Here is a 16344-nt window from a genome sequence, read left to right as displayed (position 1 = left end):
CTTCGGCTCGCTCGTCCAAGTCGGTGAAAGCCACCGGGCGACAAGGAGGACGAAATGCGGGTACTACTGGCGGGCGCGACCGGCGCGATCGGGCGGCCGCTCATCCGGGCACTGGCCGACGGCGGTCACGAGGTGCTCGCCGTCGCGCGAAACCCGAAGAGCGACGAGACGATTCGCGAACTCGGCGCCGAACCGATCACCGCGGACGTGATGGATCGAGCGGGGCTGCTGCGCGCGGTGCGCGGCCGCTCCGCCGACGCTGTGCTGCACCAAGCGACCGCGTTGAAGAGCGCAGGCCGCAACGTGACCGACGATGATCCCACGAATGCTTTGCGCCGCACCGGGACCGCGAATCTGCTCGCGGCCGCTGACCAGCTCGGGGCTGGCCGGTTCCTCACCCAATCGCTGATCACCGGGTACGGGTACGTCGACCACGGCACCCGGCGGGTCACCGAGGACGACCCGTTCGGGATCGAGGACGGCGGATACGCCGATCCGGTGATCGCGGGCTGCCGCGCCACCGAAGAGCAGGTGTTCGCCGCGGACCTGGACGGTATCTCGTTGCGCTACGGGCTCTTCTACGGTCCCGCCGCGTTCAGCGACCTGTTCGCCGGACTGCTGCGCAAACGCGTTCCGCTGGTTCCGCTGGGCGGTGGCGGGGTGATCAGCTGGATCCACGTCGCCGACGCGGCGGCCGCGACCGTCGCCGCGCTGGAGCGCGGAAAGGCGGGCCACGCCTACAACATCGTCGACGACGAGCCGATCACCTGGCGGCAATTCCTCGACACCGTCGCGGCCGCGCACGGCACCCCGCGCGCCATCGCCATGCCGACCTGGCTTCTCCGCTTGGCCGTGCCCTACCTGGGCTGCCTGATGTCGGACACCACGCTGCGCGTCGACAACACCAAGGCGAAGCGGGAGCTGGGATGGGCACCGGTGTATCGCTCGGTGGCGGAGGGTCTCGCGCGGGTGTGACAGCGAAACGAGTGTTGTCCTAGCACACTCGCGATGAGAGTATGTCTCCCTACATCTCTCATCGCCTCGCGGGCGGGTGAGCGCGCCGAAAGGACCGAGGATGCCGCAGTACCGACCCGCCTGCTGCGGCGACCCCCGCTTTCTCGGCGCGCCGTTTCTCCTCTCGGAGCGCATCGCGGGCGAGACCGTTCCGCGTCGGGTACTCCGCTCGATCCGCACCGGGGGTCTCGCCGAGCGCGTCGCGGGCCAGCTCGGCGAGGCGATGGCTCGCCTGCACGCCATCGACCCGGTCCACGCGCCGAGCGCCCTTCCCGGCGAGCCGGATGCCGACCCCGGCCGAGCGCTGCTGCACGAGATCCACGAAGGCGTCGACGCGCTGCTGGCGGATCGCTTCGGCGACGATGCCCGCGAGTTCGGCGGTCTCGTCGACCGCGCCGCTTACGTCACCGCCTACGAGCGTGCGGGCGGCGCTTTCGACCTCGACCGGTTCCGCTGGTGGAAGACGGCGTCGACGGTCGCGTGGGGCGTCCTGCTCGCCAGGCAAGCGGCCGCGTATCTCAGCGGCGAGACCCGCGACATCGTGATGGCCGCCAGCGGCAGGCGAGTGTCGGAAATCGAATGGGACCTGCTGATGCAGATCCGACCGGCGGCTGCTTAGGAGCATCGATGGATTTCGAACTGCCCGAGGAACTTCGGAGCTACCTGCGCGAACTCGACGAGTTCATCGAGGATCAGATCGTTCCGCTCGAACAGGCCGACGACAACATGCGCTTCTTCGACCACCGCCGCGAGGACGCGCGCACCGATTGGCACCGGGGCGGGCTGCCCAGCGCGGAGTGGGAAGCGCTGCTGGCCGAGGCACGCCGCCGCGCGGACGCGGCCGGTCACTTCCGCTATCCGTTTCCCGCCCGGTACGGCGGCCGGGACGGCACCGATCTCGGCATGGCCGTCATCCGTGAGCATTTGGCGCGCCGCGGACTCGGCTTGCACTGCGATCTACAGAACGAGCACGCGATCGTCGGCAACAACGTCGGTTTGCTGCTGATGCTCGAATACGGATCGCCCGCGCAGCAGGCCGAGTGGGTCGACGAATTGGCGGCGGGCACGAAGATGTTCGCCTTCGGCATCACCGAACCCGAGCACGGGTCCGACGCGACGCACATGGAGACCGTCGCGGTGCGCCGCGGTGACACGTGGGTGATCAACGGCGAGAAGACATGGAACACCGGAATTCACACCGCGGCAGCCGATTTGATTTTCGCTCGGACGTCGGGCGAACCCGGCGACAGCGCGGGCATCACGGCTTTCCTCGTTCCCGCCACGACGCCCGGATTCCGGATCGAGGAGTATCTCTGGACGTTCAACATGCCGACCGATCACGCGCGCGTGACCCTGACCGATGTCGAGGTGCCCGACAGCGCGGTGTTCGGTGAGGTCGGCCGCGGGCTCGCCGTCGTGCAGCACTTCTTCAACGAGAACCGGATTCGGCAGGCCGCGTCGAGTTTGGGTGCGGCCCAGTACTGCATCGACGAGTCGGTCGAGTACGCCAAGCGGCGCAAGCCTTTCGGGGTGCCGTTGGCTCGCAATCAGGCGGTCCAGTTCCCGCTCGTCGAATTGCACACGCAATGCGAGATGCTGCGCGCGCTGATCTACAAGACCGCGTGGTCGATGGACCGCTACGGCACGTTCGCGGTCTCCGAGCAGGTGTCGATGTGCAATTACTGGGCGAACAGACTGTGCTGTGAGGCCGCCGACCGAGCCATGCAGATCCACGGCGGTATGGGCTATTCCCGGCACACACCCTTCGAACACATCTACCGTCACCACCGCCGCTACCGGATCACCGAAGGCGCGGAGGAGATCCAGATGCGTAGGGTGGCCGGTTACCTGTTCGGCTTCATGGACCGGGCTCGGCCCAAGGGCGTCGGACGCGACTGATCGGGGTCGTCCGCGGCGCGCGCACCCTGCTCGCACTCCTCGGTGTTCTCGGCGGCGGTCCGGATCCGCGCGACCGCGCTCGCTGTCAATTTACTGCCGCACATGTGCGCCCCCTTCGTTCTTCCGGGATGGATCGATGATGACCGGAAGATCGTGCTCGCACACCGCCTTGCCACTGCCCATGACACGGATGGTGTGAATCGGCCGGTCCGCGAACGGAGATCGAGAGCGTCGAGGACCCGCCCGGTGCGGCCGGGATGCGTACAGTGCGAATATGCCCGAAGAAGCGCATCCCGGCGCGGTCGAGGCCGCCGCCGCGGGCACCGAAGACGTGCTCTCGCTCGCGGCCCAACTGTGCTTTGCCCTCTACTCGACCTCGCGCTCGATGACCGCGGCCTACCGGCCCTACCTGGACGCCATGCAGGTGACCTACCCGCAGTACCTGACGCTGCTCGCCCTCTGGGAGACCCCCGGCATCACCATGAAACAGCTCGCAGACCGGCTCCGACTCGACTACGGAACCGTCTCCCCGCTCGTGCAACGGCTACAGAACCGCGGCCTGGTCGAGAGCGTCCGCAGTTCCCGCGACCGCAGGGCGGTGCACCTCCGCGCCACCCCGGCGGGTCTCGCCCTGGAACAACAGGCCAGGCAGATGATCGGCGCGGTCATGGAAGAGGTCGGCTACCCCCTCGAAACGGTGACCGCCCTGCGCGACCAGGTCACCGCCCTCGGCACCCGCCTCGACACCGTCGTCGCCGAACGCGACAAGCGGTAGGCGGGATCGCCGCGCCGGTGCCGGGGCAGCGGAGATCGCCACCGGCATCGGCGCCGCGCGCCGCGTTCGAATGGTTACCGCCGCGCGGAAACGGTCGCCGCTCCAGCACGAATCCGACGGAGCAGACGAATGCCTACGGGGCGGGGCGGCGGAATGGGCGTGGCCCGAGCCGACGCTGGCCGCACGTCATGGTCCACGCCGCGCGCGGACCAGAACGGGCGGTGGACGCCGTGCCGGGCTGGTTCGGCATCACCGCGCGCAAGCGGTGGGAGGGGGTTGCCGAGCGGTGGGTACAGAGGGCGATCACGCGTCGACCGCCCGGCGGGCGTAGGCGCGGACGTCGGCGTCGGTGTCGTCGATCGCGCGTTCGAGGGCGTCGCGGGCGGATTCGGTCGTGCGCCAGGTGCTCAGGGAGAGGACCGCGGCCTTGCGGACGTCCAAGTGCGGGTCGAGCAAGGCCTCGGCGAGCAGGGGAACCGCGAGGTCGGGTGCGGCGCCCGCCAGGCCGCGGGCCGTGCCGACCCGGACCTGCCAGGCCGAATCACGCAGCGCGCCGGAGAGATTGGCGGCGTCCTCGGAGTCCGCGCCGAGTGCGGCGAAGGCGGTGAGTGCCGCCGCGCGGACCAGCGGATCGCGGTCGGTGGACAGTGCGCGGATGACGTCGACGCCGCCGTCGCCGATGGCGGCCAGGCCGTTGGCGACCGCGATGCGCACTTCGCGGTTCGGGTCGTCGGCCAAGGCGGCGACCCCGGTGCGATCGTCGAGGGAGACCAGCGCGCGCACCGCCTCGATGCGCACCCGATGGTCGGCGTCACCAGACGCCGCGCCGAACTGCGCCGCGCTGCCCCCGCGCAGAGCGCGCAGCAAGTCGACGACGGTGGCGCGCACCAGCGGGTCGGCGGACTTCAGGTGTTCGGGCAGTCCGGCCGCGTCGGGCAACATCTCCACCAGTTCCCGCAGAGCTTCGGCGGCTACCCGCCGCACCGACGCGGCCGTGTCGCCGAGCGCGTCGGCGAGGGCGGCCGCGAACCCGTCCGGTGTGTGTTCGGTCAGCACCGAGATCGCCGCGGCCCGCACACCGGCGTCGTCATCGGCGAGGTAACTCGAAAGATCCTGAAGTGCAGGCGAATCCAAGGCGAGCAGGGTGACCAGCCTGGGCGAAGGGGGAGTTGCGGGAGACGAGGTGACGACCACCGTGTCCTCGCGCTGGGGCGGCCTTCCGGATCGCAGTTCGGGCTGTTCGACGCCGACGATGGTGGGATCGGTCGACGGCACGTCGTCCAGTCCTGGTACGGGAACCAGATACGGCGCGACGGGCCGCTTGAGAAACTCCATCTCCCCGTTCGCGTCCTTGCGCAGATTCAGGTGGTAGCGCCAGGCGTTGTCGTCGCGCTCGGGTAGGTCGGCGCGCTCGTGGTAGAGGCCCCACCGGGATTCGGTGCGGGTCAGCGAACTGCGTGCCGCCATTTCCGCGCAATCCCGGATGAACGAGACCTCCACCGCGCGCATCAGCTCGTGCGGGGTGCGCGCCCCGATGTCCTCGACCTCCGCGCGCATCCGCTCGAACGTCTCCACCGCGATGGACAACTTGGTGGCCGTTTTCGGCGGCGCCACATAGTCGTTCACGAACCGGCGCAGCTTGTATTCGACCTGGGGCTGCGGCGGACCGTCCGGCTGACGCAGCGGCCGGTAGACGAGCTCGTGCGCGGCGGCCAGCTGGTCCTCGGGAAGCTCCTGCGGCGCATCGAGTTCCGCGAGCGTCGAAGCGGCGTGCGCGCCCGCGAGGTCGCCGTAGACGAACGCGCCGATCATGTAGTTGTGCGGCACGCAGGCCAGGTCGCCCGCCGCGTACAGGCCGGGCACGGTGGTGCGAGCGTGCTCGTCCACCCACACGCCGGAGGCGGAATGCCCACTGCACAAGCCGATCTCGGAGATGTGCATCTCGATGTCGTGGGTGCGGTAGTCGTGGCCGCGGTTGGCGTGGAAGGTGCCGCGAGTGGGGCGTTCGGTGGTGTGCAGGATGCCCTCGAGCGTGGACAGCGTCTCGTCGGGCAGGTGCGAGACCTTCAAATAGATCGGCCCGCGCGCGGATTCGATCTCACGCTTGACCTCCGCCATCATCTGACCCGACCAGTAGTCGGAGTCCACGAACCGCTCACCCTCGGCGTTGACCTGATAGCCGCCGAACGGATTCGCGACGTAGGCGCAGGCGGGTCCGTTGTAATCCTTGATGAGCGGGTTGATCTGGAAGCACTCGATACCGGAGAGCTCCGCGCCCGCGTGGTAGGCCATGGCGTAACCGTCGCCCGCGTTGGTCGGGTTCTCGTAGGTGCCGTACAGGTAGCCGCTGGCGGGCAGCCCGAGGCGGCCGCACGGCCCGGTCGCCAGGATCACCGCTTTGGCGCCGACCGCGACGAATTCCCCGGTGCGCGTGTTCAGCGCCGCGGCGCCGACCGCGCGTCCCTCGGCGGTCAGCACCCGAACGGGCATGAGCCGGTTCTCGATCCGGATCTTCTCGCGCATCTTGCGTTGGCGCAGCACGCGATACAGCGCCTTCTTGACGTCCTTGCCCTCCGGCATCGGCAGCACGTACGACCCGGAGCGGTGCACCCGGCGCACCGCGTACTCGCCGTACTCGTCCTTCTCGAACTTCACGCCGTAGCGCTCCAGCCGCTGCACCATCGCGAAGCCGCGGGTCGCGGTCTGGTAGACGGTGCGCTGGTCGACGATTCCGTCGTTGGCCCTGGTGATCTCGGCGACGTAGTCCTCCGGCGTCGCCTTGCCGGGGATCACCGCGTTGTTCACCCCGTCCATGCCCATGGCCAGCGCGCCGGAATGGCGCACGTGCGCCTTCTCCAGCAGCAGCACGTTCGCGCCGTGTTCGGCGGCGGTGAGTGCGGCCATGGTTCCCGCGGTGCCGCCACCGATCACCAGCACATCGCAGTCGAGCCGGATTCGTTCGGACAGCTCGGGAATGGGCGTACCTCCGCCTCCGCTCCGGCCGGGCGCGTTGTTCATAGTTTCTCCAGGATCTCGTCCCGCACGGCCTGCCGGTCCACCGACCGGCGCGGAGCGGGGACCTCGACGACGGCGCGCAACGCGGCGGAACGCTCGTCGTGCCTGCCGAGCACGGCGATGCGGTCGCCGAGCAGCAGGGCCTCGTCGAGGTCGTGGGTGACGAAGACGATGGTGGTGGGATGGGCCCGCCAAGTGTCGATCAGCAGCCGCTGCATGGTGGCCCTGGTCTGGGTGTCCAGCGCGCCGAACGGCTCGTCCATCAGCACGGCGCGCGGCGCCCCGGCGAGGCTGCGCGCCAATTGAACTCGCTGCCGCATACCACCGGAGAGGTCGCGCGGCAGGTAGTCGGCGTAGCCGGTCAGCCCGACCTCGGTGACCCAGCGCTGCGCGAGCGCCTTGCGTTCGGCGCGTGGCGTGCCGCGCAGGTGCAGCGCGAGTTCGATGTTCTGGCGTGCGGTGCGCCACGGCAGCAGCGCGTCGTCCTGGAACACCAGGGCGCGATCGGCCGACGGCCCGGTGACCGTGGACCCGTCCGCGCGCACCGTCCCCGCGTCGGGACTGCGCAGCCCGGCGATGGCGCGCAGCAGCGTCGACTTGCCGCAGCCGGATTTGCCGACCACGACGAGGATTTCGCCCGCGGCGATGTCCAGGTCGAGCCGGTCGACGACGATGCGGGAGCCGTAGGCGATCCGCACGCCGTCGAGGGTGAGCCGCATGCCCACGGTGGCGGGAGCGGCGGGAGCCGTTGTCGTGGTGGTCATTCCGCAACCTCCCTGGGCAGCCAGCGGGTGATCCGGCGACCGGCCAACTCCACGAGGCTGGAGGTGGCGAATCCGAGCACACCGATGGTGATCATGCCGACGAACACCGCCGGATAGTCGACGATGGTGTAGGCCTGCCAGGTGCGGTAGCCGACGCCGAGCCGCCCGGAGATCATCTCCGCGGAGATGAGGCAGATCCAGGCGACGCCCATGCCGACCGACAGGCCGCTGAACACCCCCGGCAGGATGCCGGGAAACACCACGCGCACCAACACATCTCGCCTCGAGGCGCCGAGTGTGCGCACGGCGTCCTCCCAGATCGTCGGCAGTGCGCGCACCGCGTGCCTGGTGCTCACCAGGACGGGGAACAGCGACGCGGTGAAGGTGATGAAGACGATGCCGGACTCGTCGCTGGGAAACAGCAGGATCGCCACCGGCACCAGCGCGATCGCCGGGATCGGGCGGATCAGCTCGGTGAGCGTGCCGAAGACGTCGGCCAGCAGCCGGGAGCGCCCGAGCCCGATGCCCGCGAGCACGCCCACCACCGCGGCCAGCCCGAAACCGGTGACGATGCGGATCAGCGACTGGGCGATATCCAAGTAGTACTGGTCCTTGCCGAGGTGCTCGCCGAACTCCGCCACGATCTCGGTCACCGTCGGCAGCGAGTCGAACCGCAGCCCGGCCCGCACGTCGTTGACGGTGAGCAGCTGCCACAACCCGACCGCCGCGAGCACCGAGGCGACGCGGAGGGCCCGCGAACCCCACTCGGAAGCGCCGCGCCCCTTCGCGGTCTCCTCCTCGGTGACCGCGGCGACGGCCACGGCGGTCATCCGCGGACTTCCGTGACGGCCTGGTCGTAGGAGACCGGCGTGGCGGTGGGATGGGTCTGCCGGTAGCGCTGGGCGGCGGCCTGCGTGGTGAAGGGCAGGTACTTCGCGCCGTCGCGCAACCACACCGCCTTGTCGGCGAACCAGCGGGTGCCCAGCTCGGCGTCGGGCACGTAGACCGCGCGGATCACCTTGCCCTGGGCCTTGGCGGCCTGCACGGCGCGCAGCAGGCAGGTGGGGTCGGCCGCGGGCTGCGGCCGGTCGGCGCCGTCCACCCACAGTTCACCGGCCAGCGCCGGGTCGGCGACCGCGGTGCCGCAGACGGGGTCGGTGCCGGTGATGGCGCTCGGGTTGGCGGTCGAGGCCAGCGCCCGGTCGTAGTCGGGCTGACCCGTCTCGGCGAAGGTCTTGCGCAGCGGCGCCTCGTCGACGAAACCGTCCACGTTCAGTTCGGCGAAGTCGCCGATCGATTTCAGGTACGGCACATCGCCTTTCAGCGCGGTGATCAGGTTCGGCTTGAGGGTGGTGTCGAAATGCGTTCCGCCGGGGCCGTTGTAGAGATAGACGACTTCCTGTGGCAGACCGGAGCCCTCCGCGACGATCCTGGCGGCCTCGAAGGGGCGCTCGTTGAGGAACTTGGTGGCATCGAGCTGCGCGGCGAGGAAGGCCTGCAATACCTCCGGATGCTCGGCGCTGTACGAGCGGCGCGCGACGACGCCGTGGAAGGTGGGCACGTTCAGTTCGGCGCCGTCGTAGAGCAGCTTGGCCTTGTTCTGGAAGACGAGCAGTCCGGGCCAGGCGACGAATTGCGACAGCGCGCCGACCTGATGCGACTCAAGCGCGGTCGCGCCGACCTGCGGCTGCTGGTTGAGCACCTCGACGCCCTTGGCCGGATCGATGCCCGCCCGCGACAGCGCCTGCACGAGCGTGCCGTGGCCCGCCGAGCCGACGCTCGCCGAGATCTTCTGGCCCGCAAGGTCGGTGATCACGCGCGCGGGCGAATCATTGGGCACCACAACCATGTTCAGCGCGCCCTTGGGGTTGTAACCAGTGACCGACACCAGCGCGGTTTCGGCGCGTTCGTTGGCCTGGGTGCGAGATCCGTTGATCAGCAACGGATAATCGCCCATGGACCCGATGTCGATCTTCTCGGCCACCATCTGCGCGGTGATCGGCGCGCCGGTGTCGTAGTCCTGCCACTCCACCTGATACTTCGCGCCGCCGTTGTCGGTGATCTGGCGCAGCCGCTGTTCGAGATAACCCTGGGCGCGCAGCAGCGTGCCCGCGGTGACGGTGTTGATGGTCTTGGACTGATAGCCGACGACCACCTTGACGGTGCCCGCGGGGGCGTCGTTCGAGTTCTCCAGTGAGCAGCCCGCGGCGGCGAGTGCGGCGGCGAGCAGGACGGGGACGAGACGTGCTTTCATGTGACTTTCCAGATCAGCGGAGCAGATAGGGCATGTTGACGGTGACCGCGCCGGTCGGGCAGCGAGCCGCGCAGGGGCCGCAGTACCAGCACTCGTCCACGTGCATGTAGGCCTTGCCGTTGTCGGGGTTGATCGCCAGGGAGTCGAGCGGGCAGATCTCCACGCACAGGGTGCAGCCCTCGATGCACAGCGATTCGTCGATGGTGACGGGGATGTCGGCGCGCTGGTTCGCGAGTGCCATCTATCGGACCTTCCATTGGGGTGTGCCGCGGGACAGACTGCCGCGCATGGTGATTCGGTCGCCGCGCATGCGGATGTACTCCAGGTCGACCGGCCTGCCGTCGTCGAGGCGGGTCAGCCGCTCGAGCATCAGCAGCGGGGCGCCGTCGGGCGTGTCGAGCGTGGACGCGGTGTGCGGGTCGGCGGCGATCGCCTCCAGCGCCAGATCGGCGTGGCCGAGCGAGCGGCCGCTGATCTTCTCCAGCAACACGAAGATGTCGGTGTTCTCGAGGTCGTTGGCGAGCACTTCGGCGCCGATGTCGGGGACCAGGTAGGTCAGGTCCAAGCTCAGCGGCCGGTCCGCGAGGTAGCGCAGCCGTTCCAGATAGACGACCCGCTCGCCGGGGTCGAGACCGAGCCTGCGGGCGACCGCGGGCGGCGCGGTGATGTGTTGGGCGGTGCGCACCTCGTTGCGCACAGTGCCGTGGCCCTTGAGGGTCTCCTGAAGTCCCAGCAGTTCGTCGAGGCCGTGGTCGTACTTGCGGGTTCCCACCCGGGTGCCGACCTTGGGGGCGCGGTAGATCAGGCCCTCGTCCTTGAGCAGGGCCAGTGCCTCGCGCACGGTGTTGCGTGACGCGGAATGCTCTGTGGCGAGCTGCTGTTCGGTGGGCAGCACCTCGTCGAACGCGCCCGCGTGGATCTGGTGGCGCAGCACGTCGGCGACGCGGCGCGCCTGATCGGCGCGCAGCTGCCGCACCGGGGCCGGTTCTGCACCCATCCGTTCCGCCTCTCTCTCGCTGACCTGCACGGACAGCGACGATAGACGCGAAAAGGGGCCTCGAGATCCAGCTCGCGCACCGCGCGAATCAAGGGATGTTTCTTCGCCAGCGGTGACGGGCGCCGACCAGGGAAAACAGGGCGGCTACGGGCCATTGCGCCACCCTGTTTCCCGGGGTCGGGTTTCGATCACGCGGATTCGAATGATCGATCGAGCGCGCTCAGAACCAGTCGTCGCGCATTTCCAGCGTGGTGCGGTCCAGCGCGTCGAGCAGGTCCAGCTGCGGACCGGTCTTGGGCAGCTCGTAGCGGAAGAAGTAGCGGGCCGCCGCGCGCTTGCCTTCGTAGAAGTCGCCCTCGTGGTCGGCCGCGGCCACCATCTGCTCCAGCCAGATCCAGGCGACCACGATGTGGCCGAACGCCTCCAGGTAGATGGTCGAGTTCGCCATCGCCGCGGCCGGGTCGCCCGCGGCGAACATGCCCGCGGTGACGAGCAGCAGGCGCTGCCAGGACGAGTCGAGTTCCACCGCGAATTCCTCGGCGTCGCCGCCCTTTTCGGTGGCCGCCTCGATGGTCGCCGCGATGCGTTCGCCGAGCAGGCGCAGCGAGGCGCCCTCGTACTGGATCACCTTGCGGCCCAGCAGGTCCAAGCCCTGGATGCCGTGGGTGCCCTCGTGGATCGGGTTGAGGCGATTGTCGCGGTAGTGCTGTTCGACGTCGTACTCGCGGGTGTAGCCGTAGCCGCCGTGCACCTGGATGGCGAGGCTGTTGGCCTCGAGACACCACTGCGAGGGCCAGCTCTTCGCCACGCCGGTCAGGATTTCCAGCAGCAGCGTGTGCTCGCGGGCGGTCTGCGCGTCGGCGGCGGTGCGTTGCAGGTCGACCAGCCGGTTGCAGTAGAGCAGCAGCGCAAGCGCGCCCTCGACATAGGCTTTCTGCGCCAACAGCATTCGCCGCACGTCGGCGTGCTCGACGATCGGGATCTGCGGCGCGGCGGGATCCTTGGCGGTCACCGCGCGGCCCTGCTGCCGCTGCCTGGCGTATTCCACGGACTTGAGGTAGCCGGTGTAGCCGAGCGCGGTCGCGCCGAGGCCGACGCCGAGCCGCGCCTCGTTCATCATGTGGAACATGTAGGACAGCCCACGGTGCGGTTCGCCGACCAGGTAGCCCACCGCGCCCGCCGCGCCGCCGGGCGTGTGCCCGCCCTCGCCGAAGTTGAGCACCGTATTGGTGGTGCCGCGGTAGCCCATCTTGTGGTTGAGCCCGGCCAGCACGACATCGTTGCGCTCGCCCAGCGTGCCGTCCTCGCGCACCAGGAACTTGGGCACGACGAACAGCGAGATGCCCTTGGTGCCCGCCGGACCGCCCGGGATCTTGGCCAGCACCAGGTGCACGATGTTCTCGGTGAGCTCGTGATCGCCGCCGGAGATCCACATCTTCGACCCGAACAGCCGGTAGCTGCCGTCGTCCTGCGGCTCGGCGCGGGTCACGATGTCGGCCAGCGACGATCCGGCCTGTGGCTCGGACAGACACATGGTTCCGGTGAACCTGCCCTCCACCATGGGCCGCACGAAGCGCTCGATCTGTTCCGCGGAACCGTGCGCGGCGAGCAGGTTGGCGTTGCCGACGGTCAGGAACAGGTAACCGGTGGTGCCGACGTTGGCGGCCTGGAACCAGCTGAACCCGGCGGCCTCCACCGCGGCGGGCAGTTGCAGGCCGCCGATCTGCTCGTCCATGCCCGCGCCGACGAGGTTGGCCTTGGTGAATGCCTCGACGGCCGTCTTCACCTCGGGGATGATCGTCACCCGCTCGCCGTCGAAGGTCGGCTCGTTGCTGTCGTTGCGCTTGTTGTGCGGCGCGAAGTACCGGGTGGCGATATCCTCACAGAGATCGAGGAAGCCGTCGAAGGTCTCCCTGGAATGCTCCTCGAAACGGGGGAGCGCGGTCAGTTCCTCGACCCGCAGCCATTCGTAGAGCAGGAAGTCGAGATCTCTCCGGGAGATCAGATTCGAGCGCACGGCCATCCTCTCGCGACGTCACTGCCGGGGCGCGGAACGGCCCCGGGGCATTTGATACGTTACTATCAATTTGTCGCGAATGGACAGGGCTATCCGGATCCGGCCGCGGCCACCGCGTCCAGGAGCGGGGTTCGCCACGCCGCGCGGCAGATCAGCAGATCCGGGAGATAGGGGCGGGGCCGGTTGTACTCGAGCGGGCTGCCGTCGACGCGCGAGGCGTGCAGCCCCGCGGCCAGCGCGACGCCGACGGGCGCGGCGGAATCCCATTCGTACTGGCCGCCCGCGTGCAGGTAGGCGTCGGCTTCCCCGCGCACCACCGCCATGGCCTTGGCCCCCGCCGAACCCATCGGGACCAGCGTCGCCCCGACGGCGGCGGCCACCTCGCGCGCCCACGCGGGTGGTCGCGAGTCGCTCACCAATAGCCGTGGCTCGTCCCGTGCGGGGTCGTTCGAACTCGGTTGGTCGCTGACGTGCACCTTGCCCAGCGCGGGCTGCGCGACCGCCGCGGCGGTGATGCCGCGATCGCGCTCCCACAGCGCGACGTGCACGGCCCAGTCCGAGCGGCCGGGCATGGCGTATTCGCGGGTGCCGTCGAGCGGATCGATGATCCACACCCGGTCGGCGGTGAGCCTGCGCGGATCGTCCGCGGATTCCTCGGAGAGGACCGCGTCCCCGGGCCGAGCCGCGGCCAGTTCGGTGAGCAGGAAGTCGTTGGACAGCGCGTCGCCGCGCGCCCCGAGATCGGGCAAGCCTTCCTCGCGCAGGGCACTCAGCAGGCTTCCGGCGCGGTCGGCGAGATCGGCGGCGAGACGGGCATCGGTGATCATGGCCGGTCCAGATTGTCCAGCAGGGCGAGAACGGTCGCGGCCATGGCGGCCGGATCGCCGTCGCCGGGACGCAGCGCCACGTCCGGCGCGGTGGGCGCCTCGTACGGGTCGTCGATGCCGGTGAAGCCGCGAATCTCACCAGCCCTCGCCTTGGCGTACATCCCCTTCGGATCGCGCGCCTCGCAGATCTCCAGCGGCGTGTCGACGAACACCTCGACGAACGGGAGCCCCGCCGACTCGTGCGCGGCGCGTACCCGGTCGCGGTCGGCGCGATACGGACTGATCAGCGAAACCACCGCCACCACACCGGCTTCGGCGAACAGCCGGGCCACCTCACCGACGCGGCGGATGTTCTCGACCCGATCCTCGGCGGAGAAACCCAGATCGGCGTTCAGGCCGTGGCGCAGGTTGTCGCCGTCCAGCAGGAAGGCGGGACGCCCCGACGCCACCAGTCGTCGCTCCAATTCGACGGCGACCGTGGACTTTCCGGATCCGGACAGTCCCGTCAGCCAGACCGTCGCCCCGCGGGTCGCGCGCTCGTCGCGCTCCACCGCGGTCGAGTGCCAGACCACCCGGGAAGCGGGCAGCGTCGCGCCGGTGATCATCCCCGCCGCGACCGTGTTGTTGGTCGCCTCGTCCACCAGGATGAAGCTGCCGGTGGACCGGTTGCGGCGGTAGGGGTCGAACAGCAGCGGCTGTCGGGTGCGCAGCTGAATGCGTCCGATCTCGTTGAGCGACAACGATTCCGCGTGCTCGTCGCGGTGCAGGGTATTGACGTCGAGCCGGTAGTCGAGGCTGCGGACCTCGGCGGTCGCCGCGCGGGTGGTGTGGCGGACCGAGTACGTCGCGCCGGGGGTCAGTGCGGAGTCCTCGGCGAACCAGCACACCATCGCGTCGATGTCGCGGCCGACCTGTGGTCGATTGGCCGGGCGGCAGATCAGATCGCCGCGCGAGATGTCGATTTCGTCGGCGAGTTGCATGGTGACCGCCTGCGGCGGAAAGGCTTCGGCCACCGCGACGCCGCCGGGACCCCAGATCGCCTCGACCGTGGTGGTGAAACCCGAAGGCAGCACGGCCACTTCGTCGCCGGGCTTGAACACACCGCCCGCCACGGTGCCCGCGTACCCCCGGAAATCCTGGGCGTGGCTGCGGGTCACGTACTGCACGGGGAAGCGCGCGTCGATGAGATTGCGGTCGGAGGCGATGTGCAGATCCTCCAGATGGTGCAGCAGGGGAGTGCCCTCGTACCACGGCATGCTCGCGCCGCGGTGCACGATGTTGTCGCCCTGGAGCGCCGAGACCGGGAAGAAGGACAGATCGGCGACCTCGAGCTTGGTGGCGAAACCGGCGAATTCCTCGCGGATCTCGGTGAAACGCTCCGGGGACCAGTCGACCAGATCCATCTTGTTCACACACAGCACCAGGTGCGGGATCCCGAGCAGGCTGGCGAGGAAGGCGTGGCGGCGGGTCTGCTCGACGACGCCCTTGCGCGCGTCGACCAGGATGAGCGCCACATCGGCGGTGGACGCGCCGGTCACCATGTTGCGGGTGTACTGGATGTGGCCCGGGGTGTCGGCGATGATGAACTTGCGCCGCGGCGTGGCGAAGTAGTGGTGCGCCACGTCGATGGTGATGCCCTGTTCGCGCTCCGCGCGCAGACCATCGGTGAGCAGCGCGAGGTCGGGGTACTCGTCGCCGCGCTCGCGGCTGGTGCGTTCCACGGCGGCGAGCTGATCGGTGAAGATCGTCTTGGAGTCGTAGAGCAGACGGCCGATCAGGGTCGACTTGCCGTCGTCGACGCTGCCCGCGGTGGCGAGACGCAGCAGGGTGGTGGCCATCAGAAGTACCCTTCTCGTTTGCGATCTTCCATGCCCGCCTCGGAGATGCGGTCGTCGGCGCGGGTGGCGCCGCGTTCGGTGACCCGCGCGGCGGCGACCTCGGTGACCACCTCTTCGGGGGTCGCGGCGGTGGATTCCACGCATCCGGTGCACGTCGCGTCGCCGACGGTGCGGAAGCGCACGGTCGCCTCGTAGGGCTGTTCGCCGTCGAGCAGGCTCAGGAACCTGGTGTGCGCCAACAGCATTCCGTCGCGCTGCACGACGGGGCGGCGGTGCGCGTAGTACAGCGGAGGGAGTTCGATCCGCTCGGCCGCGATGTAGCTCCAGATGTCGAGCTCGGTCCAGTTGGAGAGCGGGAACACCCGGATGTGCTCACCGGGCCGGTGCCTGCCGTTGTACAGGTTCCACAGCTCGGGACGCTGGGCGCGCGGCTCCCACTGGCCGTATTCGTCGCGGAAGCTGAAGACCCGCTCCTTGGCGCGGGCCTTCTCCTCGTCGCGGCGGGCGCCGCCGAAGACCGCGTCGAAGCGACCCTCGCGAATGCTGCGCAGCAGGGTGCCGGTCTGTAGCCGGTTGCGCGAGGCGCGCGGACCGGTGTCCTCCACGACCCGGCCCGCGTCGATGTCGTCCTGCACCCGGCCCACGATCAGCCGCAGACCGAGGCGCTCGACAGTGCGATCGCGGAACTCGATGACCTCGTCGAAATTGTGTCCGGTGTCGATGTGCAACACCGGGAACGGCAGCGGCGCGGGCCAGAAGGCCTTGGCCGCCAGATGCAGCATCACCACCGAATCCTTGCCGCCGGAGAAGAGCAGCACCGGGCGTTCGAAGGTGGCTGCCACTTCACGGAATATGTGCGCCGACTCGGCCTCGAGCGCGTCCAGATGAGGCAGCTCGTAGGTGATCGCCGTCGACTTCGCGTACTGGCTCACGACCCAAAACTA

General features: G+C 69.3%; 13 protein-coding genes and 1 pseudogene. 4 read left to right on the top strand and 10 right to left on the bottom strand.

Going from position 1 to position 16344, the window contains the following annotated elements; all coding sequences use genetic code 11:
- Positions 1-54 precede the first annotated feature (54 nt).
- The 4 genes from ABZV58_RS26520 to ABZV58_RS26505 all read left to right on the top strand — a co-directional run bounded on the left by ABZV58_RS26520 (position 55) and on the right by ABZV58_RS26505 (position 3688).
- Positions 55-975, top strand: coding sequence for an NAD(P)-dependent oxidoreductase (locus tag ABZV58_RS26520; RefSeq protein ID WP_355002868.1), 921 nt, complete (start codon positions 55-57; stop codon positions 973-975).
- A gap of 76 nt (positions 976-1051) precedes the next feature.
- A complete protein-coding gene (locus ABZV58_RS26515) occupies positions 1052-1633 on the top strand; it encodes a phosphotransferase (RefSeq protein WP_355002867.1) in 582 nt (193 codons plus the stop codon).
- Positions 1634-1641: 8 nt separating this feature from the next.
- Positions 1642-2913 carry an acyl-CoA dehydrogenase family protein gene (locus tag ABZV58_RS26510; RefSeq protein WP_355002866.1) on the top strand — a complete coding sequence of 424 codons (1272 nt, stop codon included), beginning with the start codon at positions 1642-1644 and terminating at the stop codon, positions 2911-2913.
- Between the two features lie 274 nt (positions 2914-3187).
- Positions 3188-3688: a MarR family transcriptional regulator gene (locus tag ABZV58_RS26505; RefSeq protein WP_355002865.1), complete on the top strand. Its 501-nt coding sequence runs from the start codon at positions 3188-3190 to the stop codon at positions 3686-3688.
- 303 nt (positions 3689-3991) lie between these two features.
- Here ABZV58_RS26505 and ABZV58_RS26500 read toward each other — a convergent pair whose 3' ends face one another.
- The 10 genes and pseudogenes from ABZV58_RS26500 to cysD all read right to left on the bottom strand — a co-directional run bounded on the left by ABZV58_RS26500 (position 3992) and on the right by cysD (position 16332).
- Positions 3992-6706, bottom strand: coding sequence for a fumarate reductase/succinate dehydrogenase flavoprotein subunit (locus tag ABZV58_RS26500; protein WP_355002864.1), 2715 nt, complete (start codon positions 6704-6706; stop codon positions 3992-3994).
- Positions 6703-7467 (bottom strand): ABC transporter ATP-binding protein, encoded by a 765-nt coding sequence (locus ABZV58_RS26495; RefSeq protein ID WP_355002863.1) that lies wholly within the window; start codon positions 7465-7467, stop codon positions 6703-6705. Before ABZV58_RS26495 ends, ABZV58_RS26500 begins: the two co-directional genes overlap by 4 nt.
- Positions 7464-8297: an ABC transporter permease gene (locus tag ABZV58_RS26490; protein WP_355002862.1), complete on the bottom strand. Its 834-nt coding sequence runs from the start codon at positions 8295-8297 to the stop codon at positions 7464-7466. The genes ABZV58_RS26495 and ABZV58_RS26490 overlap by 4 nt, the downstream gene beginning before the upstream one ends.
- The gene (locus tag ABZV58_RS26485; protein ID WP_355002861.1) at positions 8294-9721 is read right to left on the bottom strand and encodes an ABC transporter substrate-binding protein; all 1428 of its coding nucleotides are present in this window, start codon (positions 9719-9721) and stop codon (positions 8294-8296) included. The genes ABZV58_RS26490 and ABZV58_RS26485 overlap by 4 nt, the downstream gene beginning before the upstream one ends.
- 13 nt (positions 9722-9734) lie before the next feature.
- Entirely contained in the window at positions 9735-9962 is a 228-nt protein-coding gene (locus ABZV58_RS26480) for a ferredoxin family protein (RefSeq protein WP_355002860.1), read from the bottom strand.
- Positions 9963-10718, bottom strand: coding sequence for a GntR family transcriptional regulator (locus ABZV58_RS26475; protein WP_355002859.1), 756 nt, complete (start codon positions 10716-10718; stop codon positions 9963-9965).
- A gap of 220 nt (positions 10719-10938) precedes the next feature.
- Entirely contained in the window at positions 10939-12735 is a 1797-nt protein-coding gene (locus ABZV58_RS26470; protein WP_355002858.1) for an acyl-CoA dehydrogenase, read from the bottom strand.
- A 143-nt stretch (positions 12736-12878) separates the two neighbouring features.
- Positions 12879-13562 (bottom strand): annotated as a pseudogene (locus tag ABZV58_RS26465) (3'(2'),5'-bisphosphate nucleotidase CysQ); the annotation flags it as partial.
- On the bottom strand, positions 13559-15400 hold the full coding sequence (gene cysC / locus ABZV58_RS26460; RefSeq protein WP_355002857.1) for an adenylyl-sulfate kinase: 1842 nt from the start codon (positions 15398-15400) through the stop codon (positions 13559-13561). The gene cysC and the pseudogene ABZV58_RS26465, both read right to left, overlap by 4 nt.
- Positions 15400-16332, bottom strand: coding sequence for a sulfate adenylyltransferase subunit CysD (gene cysD, locus ABZV58_RS26455; protein WP_355002856.1), 933 nt, complete (start codon positions 16330-16332; stop codon positions 15400-15402). Before cysD ends, cysC begins: the two co-directional genes overlap by 1 nt.
- Between the last annotated feature and the right edge of the window lie 12 nt (positions 16333-16344).

Source organism: Nocardia sp. NPDC004654, assembly GCF_040609595.1.
Taxonomy (GTDB): Bacteria; Actinomycetota; Actinomycetes; order Mycobacteriales; family Mycobacteriaceae; genus Nocardia.
Note: the sequence above shows the minus strand (reverse complement) of the source record. Positions and strands in the feature narration are given on the sequence as shown.